This is a genomic window from Novosphingobium sp. BL-52-GroH (genome assembly GCF_044813085.1).
Taxonomy (GTDB): domain Bacteria; phylum Pseudomonadota; class Alphaproteobacteria; order Sphingomonadales; family Sphingomonadaceae; genus Novosphingobium.
In genome coordinates, this window is sequence record NZ_CP171152.1 from 1830021 (window position 1) to 1856006 (window position 25986).

A 25986-nucleotide genomic window follows, 5' to 3' on the forward strand; every position below is an offset into this window, starting at 1 on the left:
ATCTCAAGCAAGTAGTGAGAAATGCCAACCGAGAAGCTTGGTCGGAGGATCGGGACTCGTCGCCCGATCCGCGGTGAGCCTCCGGCAAGGGAGTTTCCGCCCTGGCGTCCTGATACCGACCCTATGTGATGCTGTCTCACGTGCGGGATTCCCAAATCGTCGAAACTCTGACTCAATGATTGCCGGTTGGAGCGCATGTCGATGGGTGCAGCAATCGGATGGCGGAACGACTTTGATTCGGCGGGTTTGAGGCGACTGGCGCGGACGACCAAAGGGCAAACCAGGGGCGCCGGCTGCTGGCCTTGGCGGAGATTTATGATGGCAGGAGCCGCAGCGATGCGGCGCAGGTCGGCGGGGTGTCGCTGCAAATCGTGCGGACTGGGTTGTGCGGTTCAATGATCGAGATCCAGACGGGCTCCTCGACGGCAAGCCCAGGCGGCGCAGTCCGACGTTCAACGTGTTCTCGCAGATCGGCTTGAGCCAGGTTTTGTTGGCGGGAAAGAGGAAGGTTCCGGGATTCCCGAGCGAGCGAAGATACTTGAGCAAGGCCAGCGCTTGGGTCGAAAGAGGCACGGTATGCATCTGGCGCATCTTCATCCTCTCGGCGGGTACGCGCCAGACGGCGGCATCGAAGTCTATCTCGGCCCATTCCGCCTTTCGCAGTTCACCTGGGCGAAGGTAGACGTGCGGGATCAACTGGAGCGCAACTCGCGTTTCCACTTTGCCGCCATAACCATCGATTGCACGCAGCAATTCCCCAACCTTTGCCGGTTCCAATATGGCCGCATGATGCTTCACCTTTGGCGTAATAAGGGCGCCGCGCAGGATGTCGGCCGGGTTGTGCTGTGCGCGCAAGGTCGCCACCGCGTAGCGAAAAATGCGACCTGCGAAGGAGCGAACGCGTAGGGCGGATTCATGGTGGCCCTTTCGCTCGAGCTTCTGAAGGGCCTTGAGAAGTTCGTGCGCCGTGATCTCCGCGACAGGCCGGTGCCCGATTGCCGGATCCAGAAGATCCCGGAGCCACCGCGTCTTCTTGAGGGTCGGTGGTGCTTTACCCTCTCGTTCCATCTTCTCGATGAATTCGTCGGCGACAACCCTGAAGGTCGTGCGAGCCGCAAGCTCCGCTTCTATCTTGGCCTGCAGGCGAACGGCCACGGGATCCATGCCCTGCGCCAGCTGCTCACGCGCTTCGTCCCGCTTGAGCCGCGCCTCCTTGAGGGAGAGGTCAGGATAGCGCCCTAGCGCGATCTTCTTCTCGATGCCGTGGAAACGAAACTTCACGCGCCAGAGTAGCGAGCCGGATGGGGAAACGAGCAGGTACAGCCCCTTGCCATCCGCAACTTTGTAGGCTTTTTCCTTGGGTTTAAGGGCGTTGATCTGGATCGTGGTAAGCATCTGGGGGCCTCGACTGTCAGTTGTCGAAAAGGCCCCCGATTCGGGGCCCCCAAATCATCCGGACGGAGCTGGACGAGGGGGGACGTCACCGGAAAGCCGATGCTTATTATGCCTGATTTTCGGGGATTTTTCGAGCGAGAAATCGCTTGACAAGGGGGTACCCTGGTGCCGCTTACAGGATTCGAACCTGTGACCCCATCATTACGAACACGAGCGATAGAACGGCAGAAATCTAGGGTTTCCGAGGGTCATGATGCCAGGATTTGTCTGGTGTTTCGGGTTCCCCAAGTGAAACCCAGATTGTGCCGAAACCCGAACTGGGCGTCTCCCTACTCAACGCACTTTGGCTCAGTCAAGGTTAGGCCTCCGACCCGGTCAAAACCCGGCTGGTCAGAACGAGAGGCGTTCTGACGGCGCGTACGGACCTGACGTTCAGTAACGCAAATCCTCTTTGCTCGTCCTGCTTACGAGGTCCGTCAGATCAATTTACTGCGAGAGCTTATCGGCCGCCTCCTCTATTCCCTCGACAGACATCGGTTCGCTGCCAACCAATTCAGTTAATCGTTCCAACCGAGCGTCCGTCAGCTTTTCAACGTGCAGCGAGAAAACACTCTCGTTCGTCAACTTGCGGATCTTTGCCGCCCGTTCTGCCGGCGAAGCATTTGACATGCCCTTGCCCCCCACCTGAGACGCAAGTCTTGCGTTCGCAGTGGTAATCGCATCCCATCTCGGCCCGCCCAAATAGACACCCCCAAAAAGTATTTGAGCCTTAGTCCGTTGAACCTTAGAAGTAAGCATAGCTTCAAAAAACATCTGGTGTACTTCCCGCCAGGACCTCGTTCGAGTTATACAATACCAGTCGTGTATAACAGATGCATTGCGGTACAGGCCTTCAAAGGGTCCACCAACTATTGACCAAAGCGCTGTTGGTATCGACGCTCCGTCTACAAGGGCTCCCTTTGGTACTGTCCAGCTACGACATTTTGAGTCCCGGAATACATAGGGTTGCACCAATTTCATAACACGACCGTCGCTCTGTGGCTCCAATACTAATCTGCCGAGAAATGACGGAGCGCAAGTCGGAGCTGCGAAGGCTTTTGACGTGAATGTCACGATTCCTGAACTGAAAACAACGCCCGTAAACAGCATAACGAGCCAACGCTTTGATCTCCGGTCTCTCATTTGCATGCTCCTGCCGCAGAACTCAAATCAGATGAAGAACCCCAATTGGCACCATATCGGGCTCCCGGTGAGCGCCAGGCATCAAAATAGAAATCTGGCTGTACCCCGTATTTTGACTTTTTTATGGGCACCATGCTTCCTAGTATTGTCTCTTCAGCTTTTCCAAACTCCCTTAGCCAGGAACTCGCGGCAAAATCATCCGCATCGAAATCTACCGGCCTAACTGATAAACTAAAGCCATATCTATCGGTCACATCGGCTTCGTTGAACGCATACCTATAATTTACCTCATATTTGTCGCCGACAGACTCAAACTCGACCCATGTATTTTTATCGTCGCCCTCCCCTTTAGTTTCACGACTCTCACTGCCCTCAGGTAATTTTTCGAGTGGAAAGCTATTGATGGCCGCAGCGGGTTCAAACGGCGCCTTCAACACAGAACAAAACCATCTGTTAATTGGATGCCTCGGGGCCGCAAAAGCTGTCGGAACTTCAAATGATAATGCAATAACGATGGAAAGCGAAACAAACCGTTTAGTATATTTCATTTTCATCTCCTATGGCTGCAACACCACTCTGAATCCAAGCGACGATCCTTTGGATTGATTGCTGAACTCATATACGTCAGACAGTTTAGTCGAGCTGTCAGAATGCATAGATCCTCTCGCTATATGATTGGCGCAACCTCCTGCTGTGCCACAGGTACTTGTCCATTCAACAACTTGACCGATGTATCCTTCTTTAAAGAGATTGGGCGGGTATGTTGAAGCTGCTCGCAGTCTTTTCGAAAATGATACTTCTGTATTTGGCAGCAATCTTACAATCGCATCCCACTCCTCGGACGTAATTAGTCGAAACCTCTTGCCAGTTTTACTATTAAGCCATTTTACAAACGCCTCGGTATCTTTGAAAGAAACCTTTGTGACAGGATTGTTGTCGTCAGCCGATTCATTATTGTCGGGGCAATTTATGTCACTGACGCACGCTTTCCACAGACCCACTGTTATTTGCGACTTACTGACCGAAATTTTTTTTCCCATCAGACTGAGATTAATCATCTGCGGGCAGAGCTCGCAGTGATTTACGTCTTGCGGAGAGCTTGGAGGCACGACCAACTGCGGCCGAAAACTAGCGTCATTTTGAGTGCATTCAGATAGGCAAAACACCCCCGAAAGCCCGACGCGATAATCCGGCCGCTGCCTTCCGTCGGTAAGATCGAGGACTCCGCTAGTTACGCGGTTAAATAAAAGCTCCAATGGCAAGTGGGAGCTTGCGAGCACTGTAGCAAGAACCGAAGCGTAGGGAGAGTTTCCGGCTCCGCCATCGTCGGCGATAGTTCCTGGCGCTGCGGCAAAAGCCACAAGAGTGTTAGCGAAATTTGGCAGGTCTGCGAGACCCTTTGCTTTGCCGCTAGAGCGAGTTCGAGTTTCCCAAGGGTTGCTGCGGCAAGCGTCAAGAATAAGGACGTTTGCAACATTTCGTCTTTCCATTCTCGCATCGCTGAAGCTTTTTAGTAGCGCGCTGGCGGGCACGTACTCCTCGCTAAGCCAGCGTTCGCGATCGGCCGCATTTAAACTATCGGCGCGAGAGGGCTGCAAAGCCCCGATTGGAATTAAAAAATTCTCACCGTCGACTTGCAAGCCGTGGCCAGAGTAGTAAATCAGAGCAACAGATCCGTCAGGAAGGTCTTTAACGGCATTACGAAAGTCGCTGAGACGTTCTAGCAGCGATGATCTATTTAGATTTACCGCTGCAGGTAACAACATAAATCCAAGTTGTTTTAACTTGTCATTTATTAGCCGTGCGTCATTGACCGGGTTATTAAGCCGAGTCCAATTTTTTTCATCGTAGTTGCTATTTGCAATCACCAAGGCCACCTTCGGAATGCTTGGTTGCGCAAGAGCCGAGAAGGAACAGGTGGCGATCAGTGCGACGGCCACTGCGAGTATCGCCGCGCATATACATTTGAATAACTTGGAAATGAATAAATTCGGATGATGTTTACGAGAGCCAATCATCGAGATTACGTCCGGTATAAACACTCGAGTCGAAATTTCGCCGAGGAGCGGGATTATAAATCGAAGTTGCCATAAACGTCTAGAGAACAGCACTGTTTAGATCTGTTGAAGTTTTCGACGTTTTCAGTCAAAAAAAGCGATGGCTATAATTAACGCGAATTGCGGTGCCGGCTTGTCAAAGGCCGGGAGAACATATTCAAATGTTTAACAAAAACCGCGTTATCTATCGCTAATGGCCGGTAGACGAATGTCCGGATCGGAGCTGAATTGAGAGGATAGCCGACGCTCACACGCAGGCAGCTTGCGACCAGACCCGGTCGTTTAAGGTAGGTGCCGCGAACGTCTGCTCCTGACAGATGCTGCCCATGGATCGCTGCAATGCAGACCGTCAAGAAGGCGCCTCATGTCGGTTATAGCGGCCTCTTGATCGTCTTAAAGCGGACAAGATCACTAATCGCCAACCTATCGAGTGACCTCAAACGCGACCTTCTGTTACACGGCGGAATGCTAATCCCGAATCCGACCGTGACGAACCTCCCATGAAACCGATCATTCGGGGCGAAGGGCTGACGCCCTCGGAGCAGCGGCTGGCGAAATTCGCCGATCGCGCATTTTTGCGACTTTGGTCCTATCCCAACACATTCAATGACCGCACCAAGACCGCGTGCGGCGGCGGGCAGGAGATCGCCGATGTACTCGCGGTGTTCGAGCGCCATGTTGTGTTGTTCAGCGACAAGGCAATCACGTGGCAGGAGGACAAGCCGATCGAACTCGCCTGGTCGCGCTGGTATCGGCGGGCGATCGACGGCGCGGTGGCGCAACTAAATGGCGCTGAACGCTGGCTCGATCTCCATCCCGATCGGGTGTTCACCGATAAGCATTGCACCCAGACGCTGCCGGTGCCGCTGCCGGCCAAAGCCGAACGCATCACGCATTTGGTCGCGGTGGTCAGCGGTGCCGAAGCAGCGGCACGCCGCTATTTCCCGGACCCGCGAGGATCGCTGATGATCATCCCGTCGCTCACCGGCGCGGCACATGTAGACACCGCGCGCGATGGGTTTCGCCCGTTCATGGTCGGCGACGTCAATCCGGGCGGCACCTTTGTCCATGTGTTCGATCCGATCGGGCTTGAGGTCGTGATGAGCGAGCTCGACACTGTCGCAGACCTCACCACCTATCTTGTCGCCCGCGCGAAGATTTTGCGCTCGGGCAAACTGAGCCTCGCCGCTGGTGAAGAACATTTGCTTGCGGCCTACATGATGAACGGCTTCAAGGATGGCCGGCCCGGATTTGTGCCTGAGAAGATGCGCAAGCGCACACGGCGCGCGCAACTTGCCATCCCCGAGGGCGAGTATGAGACCTATGTCTCCTCGCAGCTCTACGCCGAGCTCGCCGCGCTCAAAAAAAAGTCGATGCTGTGGGATGAAGTGATCGAGATGATCGCGGAAGATGTACTCAAGGGCACGTCGATTTCGATACTCAACTATGAACCGAGCGTCGCGCTGTCCGAAGCGGCGCTGCGCGTCGTTGCCGCCGAACCCAGAATGAAACGCGTCTCGCTCGCCCATGCACTATGGGGCGCGATGGAGCGATGTGTCGGCGAGGATATGGCGCGGTTCGTTAGGCGAACCTTTGTGACTCGCCGCTTCCCAATGCAGCGCATCGGCTATCTGTTCCTGATCCTGCCGCAGGAGAAGGGCGCCGGCACTTACGAGGAATATCGCGCCTATCGTAGCAGCATGCTCCAGACCTATTGCTACTCGCTGTTCCGCGAGCAGCCAAAGCTCGACACGGTGGTCGGCATGGCGTTCGACATCTATCTAAAAGACGGCGAAATCCGCACTCGCTCGGAGGACGTCATGGCGATGCCGCCGCCGGACTGGACGCCAGAGGAGATCGAGACCTTCGAGGCCAACCGCGCGCTGTTCGAAATGACGGACCCGCGCGAGCTCGAGGCCAGTGCAGTGCGCCACCGTATCCGCAATCCCTTTCGCGCCAGCCTGCGCTCGCCTTGAAAGCGGGCGACTAGAACCGCCGCGCGCATGACCGATCAGCCGGCCTCCGGCGTTAGTAGGCAGATCGCCATTGCAAACTCCGTGAGCGCGCCCTCGACGGTGCGGATCTGCGCGAGTCCCGCCGCGTCAATCCGCTGCGCCAGTCCCGCCGCCGGCATCGGCTTGCGATAGGACCTGCCATTCAACACATCACCTCGGAACGGCAGAAATGTCCAAGCCTCGGTCGCAAGCGGACTGACCGGTCATGGACCCGCCGCTTTTTAAATTGAACGGCGTAGATGGGCGCATATCGGCCAATCCACAGGGCTCGAGCCGTAATTCACATAAGGGGCGTTATCAGCGCGCTGGATCTCAGTTGGCCCGTCGCCTACGCTGAGCGGAAAGCTTGGTCGCCACAGGCCCATCCGATCACCAACCGCCGGCCGCTCGGTACATTTATGCTGGCACCCTCGCCGAGTTGTACGGAGACGCCAAGAACGTGGGCAAATTGTTCAAAGGCTTCATACCACCGATTTTCGGGTGAGAAGGAGTGCACGATCATCGCTGCGTCTTTCGCGTGAAGTCGCTCGGCTTCTATTAAGGCGGAAGCCGTCCGGTGCAGAAGCTGGTAGTGCACGTCAGGCGGGCACTCTTGGATGCCAAGCAGACCGCACAAGTAGCCGAGTCGCTCTGTCCGCCCGGGCGTCGCATCTACCATCTGTTGCATTACGGTCGGTCCAAACGGTTCGTCGACCTTCCCCTCGATCGTACAAGCCACCAAGCCGCCGGTGTGCCGGGCTATGACGAAAACGTCTGACTGGCTGGCTCGACGGCCGCCCGGAAGCATTGTCTTGTGCTCCGGTAACGCAAACAGGACTTCGGTGGGCCCGAAAGCTTGCTCAATGATGATGGCCACCTCGGGTGGAAAACCGTTGGCCGCTTCCCATGCGTAGGCGAGCGTCTGCGCGCTGTACCCAGATGCCCAATGCAGATCGGGTTTAGCTAGGAGCTGGCGCCATGCGTCCGGGCCGCCGGAAGGGATGAGGATTGCCATCTGTCCCTCATAGTGCGGCGAGAAGGAGCCACAATCTTGGTTTGCTCTTGGTCCATTACAGCTGGGTAATAGAGGTCCAGTTTTTCCGTAAGTTGCCTCGGGTCAGGATAGTTTGCAGTAACATGCTGGTTAACGTAGGTATTGGACGACAAGATCATGTCTGGCGACGCAACTACCGTATTCATGCATGATCTCGACGCTCGGTTTCAGGCCGTATCAGGTCTTTCAGACCGGCGAGACTACAGCATCTTCTACTCACGAGTGGTGCCGTCGCGTGTCATGGTCATCGGGATCAAGCCAGGCGGCCGCCGCGATGGCAGCCATCAACTCGCAAGCCAAACATTCTACGAGGACGATGCACACGAATATGTCGATATGGATTATCGAATCGCAGCGGTGATGCGCCCCGCGCTGATGTACGCGTTCGAGGCAGTCAGCGCCGACCAACTCCGTGGCATACCAAAAACTAACTGTTTTTTCCAGCGAGCGGTGGGGACGGACGATTTCTCTTCAACTGAGTTGCGGCAGAACGCGGCGCTGTGTGCACCGTTCCTCGGAGAAATGATCGCAGCAGTAAGTCCTGACGTTTTGATCATGGAAGGGGTTGGCGCAAGAGACTTGATCCTACGCCATCAATGCAGGGATGTGCGCGAGGATGTCGACCAGCGGATCGTAGGCGAGCGCCGTGGCGCCCTCAATACCTTCTTCCGCCGGGAAACCGCGTGGATGTCCGTGCTGAACCGTCGCGTCACAATCCTGACGCTTGGCCACCCCTCCCAATTCGGACACCTGCCGACCTGGTCGAAGGTGGTCGCCGCTCTCAGAAACAACCTGGGGCCTCAGTTTCTTGGTTCAGTCGTATCCTGCGCGCCCTCTTCGCTGAACTCGCCGAATCCAGTCACGGGGCCTCCAGCGGAGGCAAAGGCGCCCGCTAATATTGAGAAAACTTTAGCGCCTGACCGGACGCGCACGAACGACAAACGGATGTTTACGGCCGCGCAGCGCCCGCCAGGAAGTTTTAGCTATCGACCGATCCACGATTTTTGGCAAGAATTACTGAAGACTGGTGCAATGGACGCCGACGCCTTTTACGATCATTTATTACGGGTGAGATGGAGTCGCCCTTCCGGCAAGCCGCTTACTCCTCAGGTTGTGAGGACGGACTTAGTATCTATGGTCAAACACGGTTTCGCGTCTGTGGCTGGCAGCCGATAGTCTCGGAAAGCTAATCACACCGTTACGTCATGAATGACGATCGCCTGTATCGCATCGCGCGACTGGTTGCAGACTATGTGCGAAGCCCATCGTTACGCCATCTGCGTGACCCCCACTTCATCCAAGCCATCAGTGCCAAGATCCTGAAAGAGATCGTGCACCACAACCCGACCTGGACAAAATGGACCAAGGAGCGCGAAGCTATCGCAAAGGTGGCTGCTTTCTGCTGGATCCCTCTTGATGACTTTCGCGCTTATCTAAATGCCATGCCGGGACCATCGCTTACGCAAACCGACGTGGTGGAACGGCTCCGCGCTTTCAACGAGGAAGACTACGCCGACTGGCCCGACGACCGGCAACAGGAGGGTTGCCTCGAAATTTACAAGCGTGAACGCGCCGAAGGCACGGATATGCCTGCGATAGTTGGCGCGATTGAGACGTTCGTGGAACAAGACAAGGAAGCCCGGCGTCTAGCTCAGCAGGAAGCACACCGCCGCTCCGTGGAAGAACAGCGTAAAGCGGCTGAGGAGAGGTTGCTTTCGGGTGCCGATTGTAAATGGACCGCCATTGGTGCATCGACAACGCTTCACTGCCGCTTCAATGGCCGAACCTACCGGCTGGAGCCACAGCCATCGCGACGGCTGGAACTGTCCCGTGTTGAATCTCTCGATGACGTCAAAGGCGATTTCATCGGGAGCTACACGCGACGGGCCGACGCTACGAAAACCGTTTCTGAGATGGCCTACAAGTCCGAACCACGCTGGCGGTAAACGGATTTCCCAAAAGGACTTTATCAACCGCATGAGTTTGTAGGATCAAAGTTGATAGTGGGACATGCGGACGCGATAGCTCCTGTTCCACCGCGCCCGCACGCCTCAGTGGAATGAACTTCCGTCTGAATTTGCATCACATGGGGTTGATGCAGGGGAACTACGGTCACGGCGGCGAGAAGGACGCATTAAGCATATGAATTATCGGCAGTATGTGCCGTGGGGTCGATAGAATGCCGGGCGCAGTGGTCACAAGGGCAGGCGCATCTGCTCATGGTCGTGCCGCTTTGCCTGCGCCAGTCCAGCCGCTACATGCTCCGCAAGGCTCGCTATGGCGTCCTTCCGAACACGGGAGGTTGGAGCAGTGCTGCCGACCCTGACCCAAGCGGGAGCCGATTGGATCAAGTCCGCAATCAGGTGGTTTGTGGTGCGCGAATCTTCCATGCACCAAAAATAGAACATATAAAGAACGTATAAAGAACATAGGCAACCGCGTTAACGGGTTGTAAGGCCGATCGACACCATCTTCATTCGCATGCGGAGTCACGTCATCAAATTTCCCCGCCGCAAGCGCCGTTCATGGCGACAGCAGGCAACGTCCATGGTCTTTGTCATCGCGGTTGGCGGGTCTTTGGGCTGGGCTGCTCATACCATGCTGGGCGGCAATGCGACTTCCCGGCCTAATGCTTCTGCCTGCATCGCCAATGTCCATGACGGCGACACCATCCGCACCTGTGACGGCGAACGGATACGAATTTCCAACATTGACGCGCCGGAAATGCGTGGAAGCCCAAAGTGCCGTCGCGGTGGCTGGTGCGATTTCGGCCTTGCCGAGCAGAGCCGGGATGAACTGGCCGTGTTCCTTGCCAGCGGCACCGTGACAATCGCCCGGAGCGGAACAGACAAATATCACCGAACCTTGGCGACCGTGGCGGTCAACGGACAGGACGCCGGGGAGCACCTGATAGCTCGATCGCTGGCGCGGCCGTGGCTCTGATCTGCGGATTTCAAAATTTTAATCATCAATCGCGCAACATAGCAAGATGTTAACCACATAATTTTGGCAGTTGTTGCGGCGCACCAATGCATCAGTCGCTCCGAAATCACGGAGACTGTCATGAACCGCCCTAGCCTGACGCTTGCAGCGATCGCGCTTTCTGTTTCGATGCCCGCCCTTGCTTACGCAGGCGAGCCGGTCGTTCAGGCAGTGCAACTTGGCAATGAAAGCATCCGCTACGACAAGGGCGTGCCGACCCTTGATCTTGTGCAGTCGCGCGGCGCCGTGCAAATCGTCCCGCTGGGCAAGGACCACGGCAGCTACGTCTTCGAAGTAGTCGTCATCAACGCCGGGGACGTGCCCGCCAACTTCGACATCACCAACGTATCTGTGCAGGTCGGCTCGCAGCCCGTCGGCATCTTCAACGTCGATGAACTGATGTCGAAAGCCAAGTCGCGTAACACCTGGTCGCAACTCGGTGTTGCGTTCCTTGGTAGCCTTGGTTCGGCGGCAGCCGCCAGCCAACGTGACGTGTATCGCAGCAGCTATCATTCGCGGTGGGGATCGTCTTACGCGACGTTCTCTGCGCCCAGTGTGGCCGGTCAGATTCAATCGGCCCGACTTCAGGATCAAACCACCGATGCACTCATGCAGATGAGAGCGCAACTCGACGATACGCGAGCAAAGCTGGGTAACGAAATCGTGCAGATGACCACTGTTGCTCCTCGCGATAGCTATGCTGGGAAGATCATTCTAGCTAAATTGAAGTCCTCAAGCCTTCCGCAACCGGTCAACATCACGGTCAACTGGAACGGCGAGGACTATCGCTTTGCATTCCAAATCGCGAAGTCCGGCACCCCCGCTCCAGCATTCACCCCGATGCCGTTCCAGCCGCTACCGCAGCGTCAGAAGCCCACGCCTGCGGTCCTGCAGGAATCACCTCAATCCGTAGTTCCGCCCCAGATTGTGCAAGCCTCTGCGAGGCGACCGGCACGAGACGTCATAGCTTCGGCGGTTCAGCCTACCGCAACTTCTAGCTACGTTGCTCCTCCGAAGCCCGACCCTGTTCAAGTCACGTACACCGCCCCGGCGCCGAGGATGCTTCCGGGCGGTCTGGTCGAGGTGCCAATGAAAGCCGCGCCGTGGGCATCTAAGATCGACCCTTGGACCGGCAACGTTGTTCCGGCTGATCCCGCTTCGATCGGTGGGCTTGTGGCGGTGGCGAACTGACCATGATCGATTTCAAAAACGGCACGTTCTTCAAGCTGAAGCAGAGCGGCGAGTACGCCTCTATGGTGGCGGACCTTCTGATCCCCGGCGAAAGCGTTTTGAACTCGTTCCGCGCGATGCGCGACGGCGTGGTCTTCACCGACAAGCGGGTCATCGCCGTCAACGTCCAGGGGATCACCGGCAAGAAGCGCGATTTCACATCCCTGCCTTACAGCAAGATCGTAGCGTTCTCGGTTGAGACGGCCGGTACGCTCGACCTCGACGCGGAGCTGGAGCTGTATTTCTCGGGGCTCGGCAAGGTGAAGTTCGATTTCACCGGCAAGACAAACATCGTGGAAATCGCGAAAGTGATCGGAGCGTTCGTTCTGTAAAAAAAAAAATAGGTCGGTCGAGAAGATGCCCCCAGCCCCCATACAGGAGCCGGGGGCGGGAAAGGTCAAAGAGGCACGTTCCACGCGGGACGGCCTTGCGCCAGTAGCGCGGTCTTTAGTTGAGTTGCAATGATACCGGCGCGGTAGTCTTCCCCCACGATGAGCACCTCGACCTGCACTTGGTCACGGTGCTGGTAGATCAGTTTTCCGGCGTGATGCCGCCGCCCGTTCTCGCTGGGGCGCACGAAGTCCGCCAGCCGTTTGCGCAGGCCCCGGCCCTTGCCTTCGGTGGCGCAGCCTAGGTAGGTGACGGTGTTATTGACGACGGTGCGGAAGAGACCGATCTTTCCGCGTAGTTCAGGATGAGGGACGCGCAGACCACCTTCCAGCGCGGTCCATTCGGCATCCCACTCCGCCAGCGGCTTTCCGCCGATTTTCTGTTCTGTCATGTTCGATGCTCCAAAAAAGAAGCCCTCGATCCGCAAGGGACCGAGGGCGTGTAGGGTTAGATCGACATCTTCGCCGCACCAGCCTCAACGGCGGCGAGCAGTGTATCGTTGGCGAGGTGGGCGTACCTCATCGTACTCTGGTGATCGGCGTGACCGAGGATTTTGCCGACCGCGTAGAGGTCCACGCCGCTGTTCACAAGGAAGGACGCAGCGGAGTGTGTAAGCGGTAAAAATCCCCCACATTTTCAGATGCTCCGAGGTTGGTAGTTTCGCCGCAATAAATGGCGAGGTTACCAGTGAGTGATGAAACTGATTTCGAAACATGTTTCGAAACGAACGCCCCGGGTCAGGTGCAGCGGCTTGACGTGATCGAAAGCCCGCGGGGCAAGCGGCACTGGACGCCCGAGGCGCGGGCGCAGATCATCGCGGAAAGTCTGGAGCCGGGCGCCAATGTGTCAGCGGTGGCGCGCCGCCACGGGATGTTTCCGCAGCAGTTGTACACATGGCGACGCGGATTGCGGGAGCGCGCAGAGGCGATGACCTTTGTGCCTGCGATGGTCGAGCGCGGAAAGGTTGACGAGTTGTCCAGCGCGGCAGTGCCACCAGTGAGCGGCCAGATCATCGTCGAGGCAAGCGGGCTGTTGATCCGCATTCCGCCCGACGTGAGCGCGGATCACATCGAGCGGGTGTTGTTGGCCGCGCGGGTGAGCGCGTGATCATCCCGCCTGGCCCCCTGAAGGTGCTGGTCGCAACGCAGCCCGTGGACTTCAGGAAAGGGATGGTGGGCCTTGCCTCGCTGGTCGAGCGTGAGCTCAGACTCGATCCCTTCTCAGGCATGCTGTTTATCTTCCGGGCGCGCAGGGCGGACCGGATCAAACTTCTGGTTTGGGACGGCACCGGGCTGGTGCTGGTGACCAAACGCCTGCACGATGGGAAGTTCCGTTGGCCACGCCCGGGCGACGGGGTGATGAAGCTGTCGGCGGCGCAAGCCTCGGCGCTGATCGAGGGGTTGGACTGGTCGCGCGTGCACGTGCCGCGCGTGCCCAAACCGCTTCATGCGCAGTAGGCCGCAAGCCTGATTCTGCTTGGCGCAAGGCTGTTCCTCGCGAGGCAAAATCCGCTAGAATGCAGGCGTGGCGGCGCATCCAGAACTCACTGCAGCGACCGGGCCTGAAGCCGGATACGACGAGCTTCCCGACGACGTCGAGCAGCTCAAGGCGATGCTGCTGGCCGAGCGCGCCCGCGCAGCGCGGCTCGAGCATATCCTCAAGCTGATCAACCGCACGACCTTCGGCAAGCGTTCGGAGAAGCTTCCTGCCGATCAGCTCGCACTGGCGCTGGAAGACCAGGCCGTGGCCCTTGGCGAAGCCCAGGGCCTGCAGGCTAAGACAAACGAAGAAACCGAGCGTCATGGCCTCGTGCCTCGCAAACGCCGGCCCGCCGATACACAGCGCGCATCGCTGCCGGCGCATCTGCCGCGCTTCGAGGTGGTGATCGAACCCGACAGCCTGGAATGCGCCTGTGGCGGCGCGCTGCACAAGATCGGCGAGGACCGTGCGGAACGGCTCGACATCATCCCGGCGCAGCACCGCGTCATGGTCACGATCCGGCCGCGCTATGCATGCCGGTGCTGTACCGATGGCGTACACCAGGCCCCAGCACCGGCGCGCGTAGTGCCGGGCGGCTTGCCGACCGAAGCGCTGATCGCCGATGTTCTCATCAACAAATACTGCGACCACCTTCCACTTTACCGCCAGTCGAAGATCTTCGCGCGGCAAGGCATCGAGGTCAGCCGCGCCACGCTGGCCAACTGGGTTGGCCGGGGCATTGCGGCGCTGCTGCCGATCGTCGACCGGATGCGCGTGGATGCACTTGCACGATCACGGCTGTCCGTAGACGAAACCACCGTCAAGGTGCTCGCACCGGGGACCGGCAAGACCAAAACCGGCTACATGTGGGTCATCGTCTGTGACGACCGGCCCCATGGCGGTGCCGATCCGCCGCTGGCGCTCTACACCTATATGCCCGGCCGCGGGGCCATGTGGGCCAGACAGCTGTTGGGAGCCTACCAGGGCATCCTGCAGGTCGATGCCTGGCAAGCCTACGACCAGTTCGGCAAGGATGACCGCGCCAATGCTGGCGTCTGGAAATCCTACTGCTGGGCGCACCTGCGACGTAAGTTTGTCGACGCGGGCAGTGATGCTCCGATCGCGCAGGATGCGTTGCAGCGCATCGCCAGGATCTACGGCATCGAAAAGGACATCCGTGGTCGCCCGCCCGAGGAACGCCTCGCTGTACGGCAGGAACGGAGCCGTCCGCTGGTCGAGCAGCTCCACGCCTGGTTCACCGCCATCAGCCCCCGCGTCATGGCTGGCTCGGCGACAAGCGACGCGATGAAATATGCGCTGAAACGTTGGGCCGGCTTCAGTCGGTTCCTCGACGACGGGCGGATCGAGCTCGACAACAACTCCGCCGAACGTGCCATCAGGCCAGTGACTCTTCAGAGGAAAAATGCGCTCTTCGCTGGCCACCAGCTCGGAGCCGAAAACTGGGCTGCGATCGCCTCGTTGGTCGAAACCTGCAAGATGCTGGACCTCGAGCCCTACGCCTACCTCTCCGATGTGCTCGCCCGGATCATCAGCCGCTCCGACACCGATCCAATCGACGACCTGCTCCCATACAACTGGGTCAATACAAACGCCGGGCAAACCATGTTCGAAATGAGCAACATCGCCACCGCTGCTTGATCACCGAAATTACATCGCCAAACCTGCCGTGGCGGCTCCACCGCCACGTGGGGGATTTTTACCGCTTACCGGAGTGTCGGCAGTCGTGTAGCCTCAGATCTGGAAGGCCTGCCTTCTCGCGGGCTGTGTCCCATGGACGCTTCAGGTCGGTGTAGGGCTTACGCGTTTCCGGGTTCGGGATAAGCCAGTCACACTTGTCCCAACGACGCAGCCCCTGGATGACCTCGACGGCCGCCGATGACAACGGGACGTAGCGGGGCACGCCGGTCTTGGTTTCGGGGATGTGCCACGCGCGCCTCTCCAGATCGACGTCTGACCATTTCGCCCGAAGCAGTTCCATTTTCCGCGCCCCGGTCAGGAGCAAGAGGCGGACGATCGAACCGAGTTGTTTGCACAGAGAGGCGTCACACGCGGCCAACAGCCGTTTCGCCTCCTCGGCGGTCAGGTATTTGTCGCGCCGGTTGTTGAACTTCACCCGCTTAACAGACCGGACCGGGTTGGGAGATGCACCAGCCATGTTCCATTCGGCGGCCAGCTCGAACATCCGGTTCATAGTGACTCTCAGCTTCTCCACGGTTGCCGGGGCGAGCACCTTACGCTTCTGAGCCAGCCACGTTGAAATGGCGGGAGCTTTGATTTCATCCAGCCTCTTGCTTCCCCATTGAGGCAGAAGATGGCAGCGAATGACCCTTTCAGCGTTTGCTGGGTTACGCTGATAACCGGCGTTATGCTCGATGACCTGCTGCGCCAGCGTTGCGAAGGTAGGCACGGACTTCTTCTGGGCCTTCTTGGCCGCCGGATCTTCCCCGAGGACGACTTCGGATCGCCAGCGCTGGGCAACACGTCGGGCCTGATCGTAAGTGATGTCTCCGAACGTGCCGATGGTGCGCTGGGACTGCTTACCGTATTCGTTCGTATAGCGCAGCACGAAGACGTTCCTGCCGCTGGATCTACACTCGTAAACAAAGCCTGGAATCGAGGTATCCCAGAAATCGGTGCGCTTCTTGCCCGCCTCGCAACGCGCGGTGAGGCAGAATGCGGCGTCGAGTTTAACTCTCGGCATATGTGGATATCCTTGTGGGTATGATGTTGAAATCGGGACGGCGAACAGCCGGGGGCGATGGGATTGGGCTTCATGGCTTGCCTTTCGGTGGGATGCAGGCGGGCGAAGCGCACAGCGCGTCGGCCCCGGCCGGATGGGTCGAGTGGGGAGGCCGCCAGACCGGCGGTCAGTAGTTTGCTAAAATGCCCGGTGGGGCAGAGCCTGAGGTTAGGCACGGCGGCGAGTGGCACGACCCGGATTTCCGGCTTTACCACCTTGGTTCGCACCGCCGGGGGACGCCGCAGCCGAGCCAGCCGCGACGCCGTGAGCCCCTAGAAGTCGTCGTTCAGATAATAGTTTTGCCCATCAAAACCAAAGGGATAGGCGCTTCCAGGTCCGCTGGTCATTTCATCCAGCACCCAGCCTACAGTCCAAGTTCGGCAGCGGCTCGATTTCGAAACAGCCGCAATAATCTCTTCGCGGCGCGAGAGACCTCTTTCGATGCAAGCACAGATTGATCCCACGATCATCCTAGGGCCAGTCGGCCTATCTCGTGCAAAATCGTAATTTCTATATAACGACCCACAAGATAAATAATTCTGATATTCATTAAATGAATCTCTGCCAACACCAACATCATGAGGCATGCATGAAATAATATGCATCTTTATAATCTCCTTTACATGAACTCTCAATTGTTAGAGCGATCATCTAGTCGAGATAAATAAACCATCAAATCTGATTGTGAATATATTTTTGCGCCATGTTTTAATATTTACTTCAAGAATTTGAATGACCCTCAACGAAAGCGCGTTGCAAGGGCTATGCAAATTTTGCATGATGCGAGCGCTGGATCATATCGAGATCGGAGAAGGGCAAATGCGCAGGGAAGACGACGGCCAGCTGCGACTCGTTTGGCTTGAAGCTTTCATCGCGGCGGCAGCGCTCGAATCGTATTCTCTGGCGGCACGGCGACTGGGAACGTCGCAACCAAGCGTTACACGCTACATCGGCAACCTTGAGAAGTGGCTGGGCAAAATCCTAGTCCTGCACGCGCATCCGGTCCGTCTGACTGACGACGGCAAAGCTTTCGTGCCGATCGCCGAGGGCGCCATTAAGACCTTGACCGAATGGCGCGCGATACCGCCTCGGACACCAACAGAGGCGCCAGTGAAACGCTCGGCGAAGGACATTCGGCTGAAAAGGTAAGGGGCACCGCCGAAACGGCGCCCCAAGTCGGTCAGGTCCAGCGCGGCTTCGGTCCAGATGAAGCCGGTGAAGCAGGTGAAGGGGGGAGAGCCCCGCTGACCCTGACCACGCGCCACGCCGTTCGCTCGCTGCACGGGGCCTTTTCGAGCCGCAGACCTCCGACTGGCCGGTTTTCGTTGCGCTTGCAGTACCAGCCGAATTTGGAACGGTTGATCGCACTGCCTTCAACGAACGGCAGGTCTTCAAGCGCGTGCGATAGCTCCCCGTCCGCGTCATCCAACAACGCGCGAATCGTCACAGGCTTTTCATTGTGATGATCGTGCCACGCCCGGAGTAGGCGACCGAGAGCGGCAGCGTCAGGGTCTTCACGCAGTCGAGCGATCATTCCTTCTGCCGGGTCAGGCAAATCCATCCAGAGCAGGGTATGACGGCAATAGTCGGCCCAGCGTCCATTGTAAGTGGCGAGCGAAGGCACATCAGCGCGCGGTTCCTCGGCGGCCTGCCAAGCGAGCACGATCGTCAGAACATCGACGACGTACGCCGCACGATTGTTGACTACCGCGTCGAGCGGCTTCCCCTTGTAGCTGACGAGCGCGGGTGTCTCGGAGGCCGTGTCGAGGTTCACAACCATTACCCGGCGTTGAAGATCGCCCATCGGGCCGGTGTTGTTTCCCGATCCGAGCACCAGCACGTCGGTCGTGACGGTCGCCATTTCGCTGGAGCCGAGAATGCGGTCCGTCATGGTTGGAGACGTTAGCAACCTGTTGATCGCTCCGAACGGTCGCCAGTCCGTCGCCATGTCGTCGAAGTCGAGCACCGCAGGCTTGTCCCGAAGGGCAGCCAGAACTACCTTCGTCGCCTCTTCATCCGATCGCGGATAGCTGACTTTCGCCACCGCGCCGGGAGTCGCACACTTGGCGGTAGTGTCGCTGAGGTAAGATTTTCCGGAGCCCGACGCCGGGGCGCGATAGTGGAACCCCGGAGCTCTGCCCAGACCGGGCCGCAATACCGCCGTGAAGATGCCGCAGATGGCGGCTGCTTCATCCACAGGGGTCACGAACCGGAACTCTTTGAGCAAGTCTCGCAACCTCCCCATAGCGGCGTCGGCGTTCTCTCGTGTGGCCTCCGGCAGAACGAAATCTGCGCCCTCGAACGCGCAGTAGGTCCGGCTGGCTTCATGATAGCCGCCTTCACGCAACAAGACGCCACGTTCGTCGAACATCGGCTGCCACGCGATGCGGTCGATGACAGGGAGCCACGGCACGGTGGAGAGTTGCAGCAGCTGACGGCATAGCTGTGGGTCGGGATTGCTCCTGCGCCATTGCCCCTTATCGTTGCATCGCTCCCACTCGATCAACTTCGCAAGTTCGAGTTGCAAGTCTGCCTCACGCACCCGGCTGAATTTATAGCCTGACGCATCAAGATCCATGCGCACCATCGCCCCGCCGCTCTGGAAGTAGCGTCCTGTTTCCGCGAGGACGAAGGTGGCTGCCTCGACCATGGCGACCAGTTCGCCCTGAATGATGCGGATCTTTGGCAGATTGGCGACCGCCTGACGGTCCAGATCCAGATGCTGCAGCAGCCAGCCGAGGCGGTATTTGTCCCCATGCGAGTGCTGGCATTTGTAGCCGCCCAGCGGGAATTGCGGTGATGGCTCGAAGAAGCACGCTCCAGTATCGAGCCCGTCCGTGTGTTCGTCGGACCACGGGCAAGTGACCTCATGCCGCCCGTCGCCGATATCGCGCTTGTAGAGGCCTTCCTCGATGAGAGCGGTAAGCACCGGATTCTGCTCAGCCGCCGGAACGAACACGTCCGGATTGATGCGGTGTTCCACGATTGGGCGCTGAAAGCTCGCCTTCGAAATAGATGTCTTGACGGCGGGCAGCGGCTGGTTCGGGACGATGCTGCCAGCCAGTTCCTCCAGATCGAACTTCAACTCGGGCCTGAACGAGATTAGGCGGCATTGAAACGGCTTGCCGTCTGCGTAATACTTCTCTTTGCCGTTAATCCCGACGGGTAGGCGAACCCACCTTGGCACGCCGCCAGCCCCTTTGTCGCCGTAGCCCGCGCCGAACACGAGCTTTTGAACTGCGCCGACGAGCGCTTGGTCGGTGGCGGGAGGATTTAAAGCATATCCATACTGGAAGTTGCCGGGACTGGTTTCCAGAATCCAGGTCGGTACAATGTCCGGCGCATGCGCCTTACTACCGACGTCGTCGAGAACGAGAGCGCGATACGATACCGTGTTTCCGCCTCGGGCTCGCAACGTCCCATCTGCCGCCAGATTAAAGGTCGCGCAGTTGAAATAGTTATTTGTATTGGCCCGACAGACTGAGCCAACAGTAGTCCCGTCGAGCGGGCTCCAGTCCTTATTGGTTTCTGGATCGCCGCTAACGGCTAAAACCGCCGTGTGTTCGCCATCAGGCAATTCGCCGAAGATCTTCTCGATGAATTCCTCATTGGAAGTCTTGAGAGAGCCCTCCTTCCCGGCTTTGCCTCCTTCGTCTGCGGTCCGGCTGGTGGGCGCCCGCATTGAGCTGATAGGTGACTGGTTCGAGCTACTGCCCGACTCGTGAGATGACATGCTTAATACACTCCAGAAGAGTGCGCCGCGTCGTCACTGGATATGTATGAAAGCCGGGGCCACCTTCACCGCGACGAACGGTTTACGGTGGTCAGGCCCATGGCGAGCCCAATTAAAAATAGTCATATTGTCCGCAAGGTTGGAGGGCGGCGCTGATTGCACTCCACGGATGTCGAAGCTGATTGGCCGATGGCCACGATGAAATCAAGAAAAACCGGCGAAGCCGCACCCGTAGGCACGACCTCACCAAAGCATCAGATAAATTTGCTCTTATCCTTTAATTCCATCGGATCACGCTAGGGGCTCGAACGGCACGATGGCTATCCAGGCGAATCCGGAATTGCCCGCCGTCTTGCCCAGCTCGATCCAGTCGCCGTGCTCGACCCGCCAGTCCCACTCGACCGGCTCGGCGCCCAGAAGGTCCCCCTCCGGCTCCACCACGATGCAGGTCAGGTCTTCCCATAGGCCATGCACACGCGCCCTCCCGACCAGCCGCTCCACCAGCGCGACCAGGGCACTATCGGGTTTGCTCGCCCGGAATGCGGCGAGGGTTTCATTGTCGTAGATTTCCACCATCACTCGAACTCCACGATCAGATCGGGGAGCGTCTTGTGCAACTGCCGTTCGATGACTGCGCGGGCCTGCCGTTCCGCGAAGGGCCGGAAGCCTTGGGCTTGGGCGACGAAGGCCGTCCGCGCGGTTGCGTAAGCCTCCTTCTCCAAGGCGTCCCGCTGATTCTGGCTCCATGACAGCGAGCCACCCCGAACCGACAAGGCTTCTTCCACCTGAAAGGCAATGTCGCCCAAGGTCGGCGCCGGAATTTTGACCCTGACGTTCTTGCCGCCGTCGAAGGTCACGACCATGTTCCCGAGGTCGATCAGGAGGGGCACAGATGCCGGAACCCAAAGGGTCTGCTCCCCGTCGAACAGCCACAGCAACGTCTTCGAGGCCCTGACCTTCACAGTGCCGCGATAGACGAGAACCTGCAGGCGGCTTTCCTCCCGCAACGAATCCACCGCCGCGAACAGGGTCTTCCTGCGCTCGACGACGAAGAAGCCCCGTTGGCGAACCTGCTCATCCAGGCGGTCCGGCTTCAAGGCATAGCCCGCACCGAAAGCGACGCCGATGACGAGGACGGCGACCACCACCGGCTTCACAGTTCGCCCTCGACGAAGGCCAACACGGCGGGATCGGCGTCAGCTGGGATGAAAAGCACCAACCCGAATCCGTCGTCCGAGATGATGAAAACGCACTGCAACCACCGGGCCTGCCGCTCCACCAGTTCGGCGGGCAGCAGGGACGCGAGCGGGCGACCGAGAGCATTGTCCACGTCGTCGAGGGTGTCGTGTGGTTCGACCACGACCAGCGTGGCGATTTCGGAAAGGTCGTAGTCGGCTAAGCGCTCGGCCTGGGCGGAAAGAAGATGCCGCAACGTGGCGTCGGCATGTGTGTTGACGACGTTCGCAAGTTCGCCGTGTGTCGAGATGATAAGCATGGTGCGTCCTTTTCGGGCACGAAAAAGGGGCCCGCAGCGCAATGCCGGGGCCCCTCGATCGGGTTGGTTATGTGGGTGAGGTTATTTCAAAGCGAAAATCAGGGGGCGGGGAGCGTTGGCGTCCATCGGCCACTTCGCCACCTTGTCCACTCTCGCTTCCAAGGTCTGATCGAGCGGCACCTTCAGCCGCCATGTCGCCTTATCGAAGGAAGCCTTGTCGAGCTTCCATACGGCTGTCTTCTTCGCGGACACCTTGGGGTTCAGCGCGCCCGAGCTATCCTCGTTCTTGATCGCCTCGACCATTTCCGCTTCGCTGTCTTCGGCGTAGGCCTGATCCTGGCCGTCGATCAATTCCACGCCCGGCAGATTGAAGCTTTCGATCGGCTTTTTGCTGGTGTTCTTCAGAGTGTAGCGCACGACGACGAACGTTTCGCCGGGGCTGAGCTTGGGCCCCATCCCGTACACGCCGACCGCCGATCGTTCCTCGACCGAGTTCACGGAGATTTCGAGATTTCCGCCGAGGCGCGCCTCTCCGAAAGGAATGGTTGGCAGGGAGCTTTCGCTCGTGCTGGCTTCGGTCGCCTCGATGACCGGCATGTCGGGGCCACAGCTCGATAGCGCCAAGAGGGCCAGAGCGGCCAAAGTGGTGCGCATGTGTCTTTCTCCTGATAGAGTGATCACTGCCCGACGTCGGCTGACGCGAGGACGTGCATGGTGCTGTCGAGAACGAGGCCACACTTGGGTTCGGCCACCAGCAAGGTGACGCGATCGTTGGCTTTCTCTGGGCTGTCTGCGGTAGGCGGAGCTTCGTCGAAGAAATCGGACCGGACGTAAGGGGCCACTGGTTTCAGCACCAAGGCGACTTTGAACGTCTGCCGAACTTGGGGTGCCTTCGCAAGCGGCAGTTCCAGACCCATGACGGGCGACGATTTCCACTGGGCGAAGGGGAAGAGTTTTTCTGTGGTGAGGTGCAGCGCCTTGGTGTCCCGGTCGATCACCGACACGCGGAATGTCGCACCGAAACCGTTCTGAGCATTGTATGTCCGGAGAACGCGTTCCTTCTCGGCTATGAAGAGCCCGATGCCCTTTGGTGTTTCGTCACCCAGCGCCGACCATGCCGCGATAACAGCCTTGGCATTCGGGCTATATTCCCCAGCCTGGAAGGCTCCTGCCTGGACAAACAGGGCCTGGTCATCGGCAACATACTGCGCGTAGTCCCGATCCGTGGGCACCACCAACACGGACAGCCCGGTCGCCCGCGAAAGGGTGGCGGACTTCCTCGCTTCGTATTGTGCCGTGGTTTCGTATTCGCCCTTGGCCGCGATCTTGGGCAGGCCCTGCACCAAGGCGTCGAATGAGGTCGGCGTGACCACCGTGCCGACGTACCGTTTGCACAGGTCGGATTTGGCGTTCTCTGCGTTGATGAGGTTCGTAATGTCGGCCGTCTTTCGCTTCAACTCTTCGACAGTGGGCTGAGCGACAGCGGGGGAAGCGAGCGCCAGGACGGCGCATACGATCATGTATTTCATACTCAATCCTTCGACATGGGGCTGCGACCGCGCCGATGGGATTATCGGAACGTCGACTGATTGCCAGTAAAAATGAGATTCATAGTCCGTGGTCGGATCGTCTTCATTCCTGCTGATGCTGGTGGATGGACGTCCGGCAAAGATTAGCGACCAACATGAAACGGCTGCGCAAAGAGCGCGGCTGGTCGCAGGAGGCTTTGGCTGACGAGGCAGGACTCGATCGCACCTACATCAGCGGCATTGAGCGTCAGGTGAAGAACCCAACTGTCATCGTCGTGGAACGTGTTGCCTCGGCGCTAAAATGCGGTTTGGGCGATTTGCTGGATTGAGGTGACTTGGGGTTAGTACCGCTGATCGAACCGACGGCACCGCCCCCTGCCAAATCCAATCAGCCCAATGTACGAAAGAAAACGATACAATATATCATATCCTTATAAGGTACCTCGATTGGCGTGTTGCTGTTTGATGCATAGGCGGACGATATGTTGCTGTTGATAAGAAATTAAGACGAAACCGCGAGTTAGGCGATATGAGCTTGTTTTCTAAAATCGTTTCGGCCGCTGATAAGGCGTTGAATCAAGCCGCCCAAAATCGGATTCTATCGGACTACCGGAGTAGCGCTGATGCGGATAAGTGGTTTGTCCGGCGCTGGATTACCACTGCCAACGACCCTTGCTGGCAGGCTGACTTTTTACAGTACTGCGAATCGCCAGCAGAGGAGGCGTTTCTCCAGTCTGCGATTTCCTCATTCCGCCTTGAGCCTGACAAAGGATCATTGATCGGCGAGATAAAGCTCAGTTTGCAAGTTCGTGTGAAACCGTACCGCTTGGATTTTCTTGTAAATGACATGTTAGTCGTGGAGGTGGACGGAGCTGCTTATCATTCCTCCGCCGAAGCATTGAAGCGTGATAGCGAGCGCGACAGGTACCTTCAGTCTCTCCGTTATTCAATTCTACGCGTGCCTGCAAAAGTCGTATTCAACGAGCCACAGGTAGCAATGAATTCAATCCGAACAGCGATCCGTCAGCGCCCGCAGACAAAGCCGCCGACTGCTCACTGCACAAATATATTATGGTAGGGCATTTGCACCGATAGGTGACATACAAGGGGCAGGCTTAAGGTTAGCGCATTTTTAAGAGTCGACGTGCCAGGTCGATGCGAACAGATTTGAGCAGGGGATTTCATGTACACGGCGGAAATTAGCAGGACGAGCCCATCAGCTTTTCTCTTCATCATCGATCAATCCGGCTCGATGGATGAGAGGATGGAAACGGAGCAGACCAAGGCTCAATTCGTAGCCGACGTGCTCAACAAAAGTCTATACCAGCTAATTATCCGCTGCACCCGTGCGGATGGAGTTCGAAATTACTTCGACGTTGGAGTCATCGGGTACGGTGCATCGGTGAGCCCAGGCTTCGGAGGGGCGTTGAGCGGCAAGATTCTCCATCCACTCTCTGACATCGAAGCAAACCCCTTGAGGATAGAGGAGCGGGTCAAACGCGTTCCTGACGGAGCCGGGGGGTTGGTCGATCAGCCCACAAAATTCCCCGTTTGGTTCGATGCCACGAGTTCCGGCGGTACTCCCATGTCTGCCGCTATGCGTACGGCTGCAGAAGCAATCGTGGAATGGTGCGATGCGCATCCGACATCTTATCCGCCAACTATCATTCACGTGACCGACGGCGCTTCGACTGATGGCGATCCTTCAGAGGTGGCGGGCGCGCTAAGACAAATGGCTACCGACGACGGCGAGTGTCTCCTGTTCAACCTTCACATCTCGACATCCGGTGGTCAGCCCGTCGTTTTCCCGGCATCTGACACGGGGTTGGATGAGTATGGTCGCCTGCTTTTCCGGATCTCTAGCCCGTTTCCAGCCCACCTTGTCGACGTCGCTCGCGAGAAGGGGTACGAATCTGTAAGCAGCGAGGCGCGTTTCTTCGGATATAAGGCCGGGTATGAGGCGATCGTCGACTTCTTCGACATAGGCACACGCGCCAGCAATTTGCGGTGATGCCGTGAGGGCTCTCAGGCGATGGACGGTGGGCAAGCAGGCGGACGAGCCTCATTTAAATGAGGATGCGTACAAAGTGTCTGGGGGCGCTTTTGCAATCAGCGATGGCGCCTCCGAATCGTTTGCGTCTGGCCCATGGGCACGGCTGCTTGTTGGCCGCTTCGTTAAAAACCCAGCTGTGGACGCCGATTGGCTGGCGGATGCGGTTGCCGACTACCAGTCGTCCTTTGATCGGCAGAGCATGTCTTGGAGCGCCCAGGCCGCCTTCGATCGTGGTAGCTTCGCTACACTGTTAGGTGTCCAAATTGCTTCCAATGGGGTGTCATTACTGGGGATCGGAGATTCGCTCGCCGTTCTCGACAACGGCGAAGCAGTGCTGGAGACATTCCCTTACGAGGAGGCGGAGCAGTTTCGATCCAATCCCCTTCTTTTGTCCACGATCGCCAGCAAGAACGAGGGGATTCTGGAGGGCGACCTGAGAGCGCACTGGGAGATCGAGAGCGGGCAAACACTGTTCTGTATGACGGATGCCCTTGGAGCCTGGCTCTTGACCGACCGTCACCAACGGATGGCTGAACTCCGTGCTTTGCGCGAACGAAAGCATTTTGTCGCTCTTGTCGAAAACGCCCGAGCGGCGGGGACAATGCGCCGAGACGACACCACTCTTCTTGTTATCGGTTGAAGGACGAGCCCA

General features: G+C 58.0%; 28 protein-coding genes and 3 pseudogenes. 15 read left to right on the plus strand and 16 right to left on the minus strand.

The annotated features are described in order from the left end of the window. Positions 1-201: 201 nt before the first annotated feature. Positions 202-424, plus strand: a pseudogene (locus tag ACFFDA_RS21380) (helix-turn-helix domain-containing protein); the annotation flags it as partial. Between the two features lie 17 nt (positions 425-441). Here ACFFDA_RS21380 and ACFFDA_RS21385 read toward each other — a convergent pair. The 4 genes and pseudogenes from ACFFDA_RS21385 to ACFFDA_RS21400 form a co-directional block, all read right to left on the minus strand. Then, positions 442-1395: pseudogene (locus tag ACFFDA_RS21385) on the minus strand (tyrosine-type recombinase/integrase); the annotation flags it as partial. 486 nt (positions 1396-1881) lie between these two features. Continuing rightward, on the minus strand, positions 1882-2583 hold the full coding sequence (locus tag ACFFDA_RS21390) for a DUF1353 domain-containing protein (RefSeq protein WP_404479304.1): 702 nt from the start codon (positions 2581-2583) through the stop codon (positions 1882-1884). Further along, on the minus strand, positions 2574-3125 hold the full coding sequence (locus ACFFDA_RS21395) for a hypothetical protein (RefSeq protein WP_404479305.1): 552 nt from the start codon (positions 3123-3125) through the stop codon (positions 2574-2576). Before ACFFDA_RS21395 ends, ACFFDA_RS21390 begins: the two co-directional genes overlap by 10 nt. A 9-nt stretch (positions 3126-3134) precedes the next feature. Beyond that, positions 3135-4517 carry a caspase family protein gene (locus tag ACFFDA_RS21400; RefSeq protein WP_404479306.1) on the minus strand — a complete coding sequence of 461 codons (1383 nt, stop codon included), beginning with the start codon at positions 4515-4517 and terminating at the stop codon, positions 3135-3137. A 617-nt stretch (positions 4518-5134) separates the two neighbouring features. Between ACFFDA_RS21400 and ACFFDA_RS21405 the strand changes: the two genes are divergently transcribed. Beyond that, the gene (locus tag ACFFDA_RS21405) at positions 5135-6610 is read left to right on the plus strand and encodes a hypothetical protein (protein ID WP_404479307.1); all 1476 of its coding nucleotides are present in this window, start codon (positions 5135-5137) and stop codon (positions 6608-6610) included. A 367-nt stretch (positions 6611-6977) separates the two neighbouring features. On the opposite strand, the gene ACFFDA_RS21410 is transcribed toward ACFFDA_RS21405, so the two are convergent. Continuing rightward, complete coding sequence (locus tag ACFFDA_RS21410) at positions 6978-7643, minus strand: DUF6946 family protein (protein ID WP_404479308.1); 666 nt, start codon at positions 7641-7643, stop codon at positions 6978-6980. 141 nt (positions 7644-7784) lie between these two features. Between ACFFDA_RS21410 and ACFFDA_RS21415 the strand changes: the two genes are divergently transcribed. Both ACFFDA_RS21415 and ACFFDA_RS21420 read left to right on the plus strand, forming a co-directional pair. Further along, positions 7785-8858 (plus strand): hypothetical protein, encoded by a 1074-nt coding sequence (locus ACFFDA_RS21415; protein ID WP_404479309.1) that lies wholly within the window; start codon positions 7785-7787, stop codon positions 8856-8858. Between the two features lie 29 nt (positions 8859-8887). Continuing rightward, a complete protein-coding gene (locus ACFFDA_RS21420) occupies positions 8888-9628 on the plus strand; it encodes a hypothetical protein (protein ID WP_404479310.1) in 741 nt (246 codons plus the stop codon). Positions 9629-9877: 249 nt separating this feature from the next. Here the strand turns inward: ACFFDA_RS21420 and ACFFDA_RS21425 are convergent, their stop codons facing one another. Further along, entirely contained in the window at positions 9878-10090 is a 213-nt protein-coding gene (locus ACFFDA_RS21425; RefSeq protein ID WP_404479311.1) for a DUF6771 family protein, read from the minus strand. A 139-nt stretch (positions 10091-10229) separates the two neighbouring features. On the opposite strand from ACFFDA_RS21425, the gene ACFFDA_RS21430 reads away from it, so the two are divergent. The 3 genes from ACFFDA_RS21430 to ACFFDA_RS21440 all read left to right on the plus strand — a co-directional run bounded on the left by ACFFDA_RS21430 (position 10230) and on the right by ACFFDA_RS21440 (position 12226). Further along, a complete protein-coding gene (locus ACFFDA_RS21430; protein ID WP_404479312.1) occupies positions 10230-10625 on the plus strand; it encodes a thermonuclease family protein in 396 nt (131 codons plus the stop codon). A gap of 120 nt (positions 10626-10745) precedes the next feature. Next, positions 10746-11855, plus strand: a complete 1110-nt coding sequence (locus tag ACFFDA_RS21435; protein ID WP_404479313.1) for a hypothetical protein — start codon at positions 10746-10748, stop codon at positions 11853-11855. A gap of 2 nt (positions 11856-11857) precedes the next feature. Continuing rightward, on the plus strand, positions 11858-12226 hold the full coding sequence (locus tag ACFFDA_RS21440) for a PH domain-containing protein (RefSeq protein WP_404479314.1): 369 nt from the start codon (positions 11858-11860) through the stop codon (positions 12224-12226). Between the two features lie 65 nt (positions 12227-12291). Here the strand turns inward: ACFFDA_RS21440 and ACFFDA_RS21445 are convergent, their stop codons facing one another. Both ACFFDA_RS21445 and ACFFDA_RS21450 read right to left on the minus strand, forming a co-directional pair. Beyond that, positions 12292-12675 (minus strand): hypothetical protein, encoded by a 384-nt coding sequence (locus tag ACFFDA_RS21445; RefSeq protein WP_404479315.1) that lies wholly within the window; start codon positions 12673-12675, stop codon positions 12292-12294. Positions 12676-12731: 56 nt separating this feature from the next. Beyond that, a pseudogene (locus ACFFDA_RS21450) lies at positions 12732-12881 on the minus strand (tyrosine-type recombinase/integrase); the annotation flags it as partial. Positions 12882-13040: 159 nt separating this feature from the next. On the opposite strand from ACFFDA_RS21450, the gene tnpA reads away from it, so the two are divergent. The 3 genes from tnpA (at position 13041) to tnpC (ending at position 15422) form a co-directional block, all read left to right on the plus strand. Beyond that, positions 13041-13391, plus strand: coding sequence for an IS66-like element accessory protein TnpA (gene tnpA / locus ACFFDA_RS21455; RefSeq protein ID WP_404477676.1), 351 nt, complete (start codon positions 13041-13043; stop codon positions 13389-13391). Next, positions 13388-13741, plus strand: coding sequence for an IS66 family insertion sequence element accessory protein TnpB (gene tnpB / locus ACFFDA_RS21460; RefSeq protein WP_011608149.1), 354 nt, complete (start codon positions 13388-13390; stop codon positions 13739-13741). The genes tnpA and tnpB overlap by 4 nt, the downstream gene beginning before the upstream one ends. Positions 13742-13895: 154 nt before the next feature. Beyond that, a complete protein-coding gene (gene tnpC / locus ACFFDA_RS21465; RefSeq protein ID WP_404478319.1) occupies positions 13896-15422 on the plus strand; it encodes an IS66 family transposase in 1527 nt (508 codons plus the stop codon). 58 nt (positions 15423-15480) lie between these two features. On the opposite strand, the gene ACFFDA_RS21470 is transcribed toward tnpC, so the two are convergent. Both ACFFDA_RS21470 and ACFFDA_RS21475 read right to left on the minus strand, forming a co-directional pair. Beyond that, positions 15481-16485, minus strand: a complete 1005-nt coding sequence (locus ACFFDA_RS21470; protein ID WP_404479316.1) for a tyrosine-type recombinase/integrase — start codon at positions 16483-16485, stop codon at positions 15481-15483. A gap of 311 nt (positions 16486-16796) precedes the next feature. Further along, positions 16797-17129 (minus strand): hypothetical protein, encoded by a 333-nt coding sequence (locus ACFFDA_RS21475; RefSeq protein ID WP_404479317.1) that lies wholly within the window; start codon positions 17127-17129, stop codon positions 16797-16799. A 127-nt stretch (positions 17130-17256) separates the two neighbouring features. Here ACFFDA_RS21475 and ACFFDA_RS21480 point away from each other — a divergent pair, with 127 nt between their 5' ends. Next, positions 17257-17673, plus strand: coding sequence for a LysR family transcriptional regulator (locus tag ACFFDA_RS21480; protein WP_404479318.1), 417 nt, complete (start codon positions 17257-17259; stop codon positions 17671-17673). 31 nt (positions 17674-17704) lie between these two features. On the opposite strand, the gene ACFFDA_RS21485 is transcribed toward ACFFDA_RS21480, so the two are convergent. From ACFFDA_RS21485 to ACFFDA_RS21510, 6 genes are all read right to left on the minus strand, one after another. Beyond that, entirely contained in the window at positions 17705-20257 is a 2553-nt protein-coding gene (locus ACFFDA_RS21485; RefSeq protein WP_404479319.1) for a DNA-primase RepB domain-containing protein, read from the minus strand. 291 nt (positions 20258-20548) lie between these two features. After that, complete coding sequence (locus ACFFDA_RS21490) at positions 20549-20833, minus strand: hypothetical protein (protein ID WP_404479320.1); 285 nt, start codon at positions 20831-20833, stop codon at positions 20549-20551. Further along, on the minus strand, positions 20833-21414 hold the full coding sequence (locus tag ACFFDA_RS21495; RefSeq protein ID WP_404479321.1) for a DUF4230 domain-containing protein: 582 nt from the start codon (positions 21412-21414) through the stop codon (positions 20833-20835). Before ACFFDA_RS21495 ends, ACFFDA_RS21490 begins: the two co-directional genes overlap by 1 nt. Beyond that, positions 21411-21752 carry a hypothetical protein gene (locus ACFFDA_RS21500; RefSeq protein ID WP_404479322.1) on the minus strand — a complete coding sequence of 114 codons (342 nt, stop codon included), beginning with the start codon at positions 21750-21752 and terminating at the stop codon, positions 21411-21413. Before ACFFDA_RS21500 ends, ACFFDA_RS21495 begins: the two co-directional genes overlap by 4 nt. 81 nt (positions 21753-21833) lie before the next feature. After that, positions 21834-22406, minus strand: a complete 573-nt coding sequence (locus ACFFDA_RS21505) for a DUF4352 domain-containing protein (protein ID WP_404479323.1) — start codon at positions 22404-22406, stop codon at positions 21834-21836. Between the two features lie 23 nt (positions 22407-22429). After that, positions 22430-23281, minus strand: a complete 852-nt coding sequence (locus ACFFDA_RS21510) for a hypothetical protein (protein ID WP_404479324.1) — start codon at positions 23279-23281, stop codon at positions 22430-22432. 155 nt (positions 23282-23436) lie between these two features. Between ACFFDA_RS21510 and ACFFDA_RS21515 the strand changes: the two genes are divergently transcribed. The 4 genes from ACFFDA_RS21515 to ACFFDA_RS21530 all read left to right on the plus strand — a co-directional run bounded on the left by ACFFDA_RS21515 (position 23437) and on the right by ACFFDA_RS21530 (position 25974). Then, entirely contained in the window at positions 23437-23610 is a 174-nt protein-coding gene (locus ACFFDA_RS21515) for a helix-turn-helix domain-containing protein (protein ID WP_404479325.1), read from the plus strand. A gap of 200 nt (positions 23611-23810) precedes the next feature. Next, positions 23811-24359, plus strand: a complete 549-nt coding sequence (locus ACFFDA_RS21520; RefSeq protein WP_404479326.1) for an endonuclease domain-containing protein — start codon at positions 23811-23813, stop codon at positions 24357-24359. Between the two features lie 105 nt (positions 24360-24464). Further along, entirely contained in the window at positions 24465-25292 is an 828-nt protein-coding gene (locus tag ACFFDA_RS21525) for a vWA domain-containing protein (RefSeq protein WP_404479327.1), read from the plus strand. A gap of 28 nt (positions 25293-25320) precedes the next feature. Then, on the plus strand, positions 25321-25974 hold the full coding sequence (locus tag ACFFDA_RS21530; protein WP_404479328.1) for a PP2C family serine/threonine-protein phosphatase: 654 nt from the start codon (positions 25321-25323) through the stop codon (positions 25972-25974). Positions 25975-25986: the final 12 nt, after the last annotated feature.

Excerpts from the sequence above, each read along its gene's own strand:
- ACFFDA_RS21390 (WP_404479304.1), bottom strand. The coding sequence starts at position 2,583 with ATGCAAATGAGAGACCGGAGATCAAAGCGTTGGCTCGTTATGCTGTTT.
- ACFFDA_RS21395 (WP_404479305.1), bottom strand. The coding sequence starts at position 3,125 with ATGAAATATACTAAACGGTTTGTTTCGCTTTCCATCGTTATTGCATTA.
- ACFFDA_RS21405 (WP_404479307.1), top strand. The coding sequence starts at position 5,135 with ATGAAACCGATCATTCGGGGCGAAGGGCTGACGCCCTCGGAGCAGCGG.
- ACFFDA_RS21410 (WP_404479308.1), bottom strand. The coding sequence starts at position 7,643 with ATGGCAATCCTCATCCCTTCCGGCGGCCCGGACGCATGGCGCCAGCTC.
- ACFFDA_RS21420 (WP_404479310.1), top strand. The coding sequence starts at position 8,888 with ATGAATGACGATCGCCTGTATCGCATCGCGCGACTGGTTGCAGACTAT.
- ACFFDA_RS21425 (WP_404479311.1), bottom strand. The coding sequence starts at position 10,090 with ATGTTCTATTTTTGGTGCATGGAAGATTCGCGCACCACAAACCACCTG.
- ACFFDA_RS21430 (WP_404479312.1), top strand. The coding sequence starts at position 10,230 with ATGGTCTTTGTCATCGCGGTTGGCGGGTCTTTGGGCTGGGCTGCTCAT.
- ACFFDA_RS21435 (WP_404479313.1), top strand. The coding sequence starts at position 10,746 with ATGAACCGCCCTAGCCTGACGCTTGCAGCGATCGCGCTTTCTGTTTCG.
- ACFFDA_RS21440 (WP_404479314.1), top strand. The coding sequence starts at position 11,858 with ATGATCGATTTCAAAAACGGCACGTTCTTCAAGCTGAAGCAGAGCGGC.
- ACFFDA_RS21445 (WP_404479315.1), bottom strand. The coding sequence starts at position 12,675 with ATGACAGAACAGAAAATCGGCGGAAAGCCGCTGGCGGAGTGGGATGCC.
- tnpC (WP_404478319.1), top strand. The coding sequence starts at position 13,896 with ATGCTGCTGGCCGAGCGCGCCCGCGCAGCGCGGCTCGAGCATATCCTC.
- ACFFDA_RS21470 (WP_404479316.1), bottom strand. The coding sequence starts at position 16,485 with ATGCCGAGAGTTAAACTCGACGCCGCATTCTGCCTCACCGCGCGTTGC.
- ACFFDA_RS21475 (WP_404479317.1), bottom strand. The coding sequence starts at position 17,129 with ATGCATATTATTTCATGCATGCCTCATGATGTTGGTGTTGGCAGAGAT.
- ACFFDA_RS21480 (WP_404479318.1), top strand. The coding sequence starts at position 17,257 with ATGACCCTCAACGAAAGCGCGTTGCAAGGGCTATGCAAATTTTGCATG.
- ACFFDA_RS21485 (WP_404479319.1), bottom strand. The coding sequence starts at position 20,257 with ATGTCATCTCACGAGTCGGGCAGTAGCTCGAACCAGTCACCTATCAGC.
- ACFFDA_RS21490 (WP_404479320.1), bottom strand. The coding sequence starts at position 20,833 with ATGGTGGAAATCTACGACAATGAAACCCTCGCCGCATTCCGGGCGAGC.
- ACFFDA_RS21500 (WP_404479322.1), bottom strand. The coding sequence starts at position 21,752 with ATGCTTATCATCTCGACACACGGCGAACTTGCGAACGTCGTCAACACA.
- ACFFDA_RS21505 (WP_404479323.1), bottom strand. The coding sequence starts at position 22,406 with ATGCGCACCACTTTGGCCGCTCTGGCCCTCTTGGCGCTATCGAGCTGT.
- ACFFDA_RS21510 (WP_404479324.1), bottom strand. The coding sequence starts at position 23,281 with ATGAAATACATGATCGTATGCGCCGTCCTGGCGCTCGCTTCCCCCGCT.
- ACFFDA_RS21515 (WP_404479325.1), top strand. The coding sequence starts at position 23,437 with ATGAAACGGCTGCGCAAAGAGCGCGGCTGGTCGCAGGAGGCTTTGGCT.
- ACFFDA_RS21520 (WP_404479326.1), top strand. The coding sequence starts at position 23,811 with ATGAGCTTGTTTTCTAAAATCGTTTCGGCCGCTGATAAGGCGTTGAAT.
- ACFFDA_RS21525 (WP_404479327.1), top strand. The coding sequence starts at position 24,465 with ATGTACACGGCGGAAATTAGCAGGACGAGCCCATCAGCTTTTCTCTTC.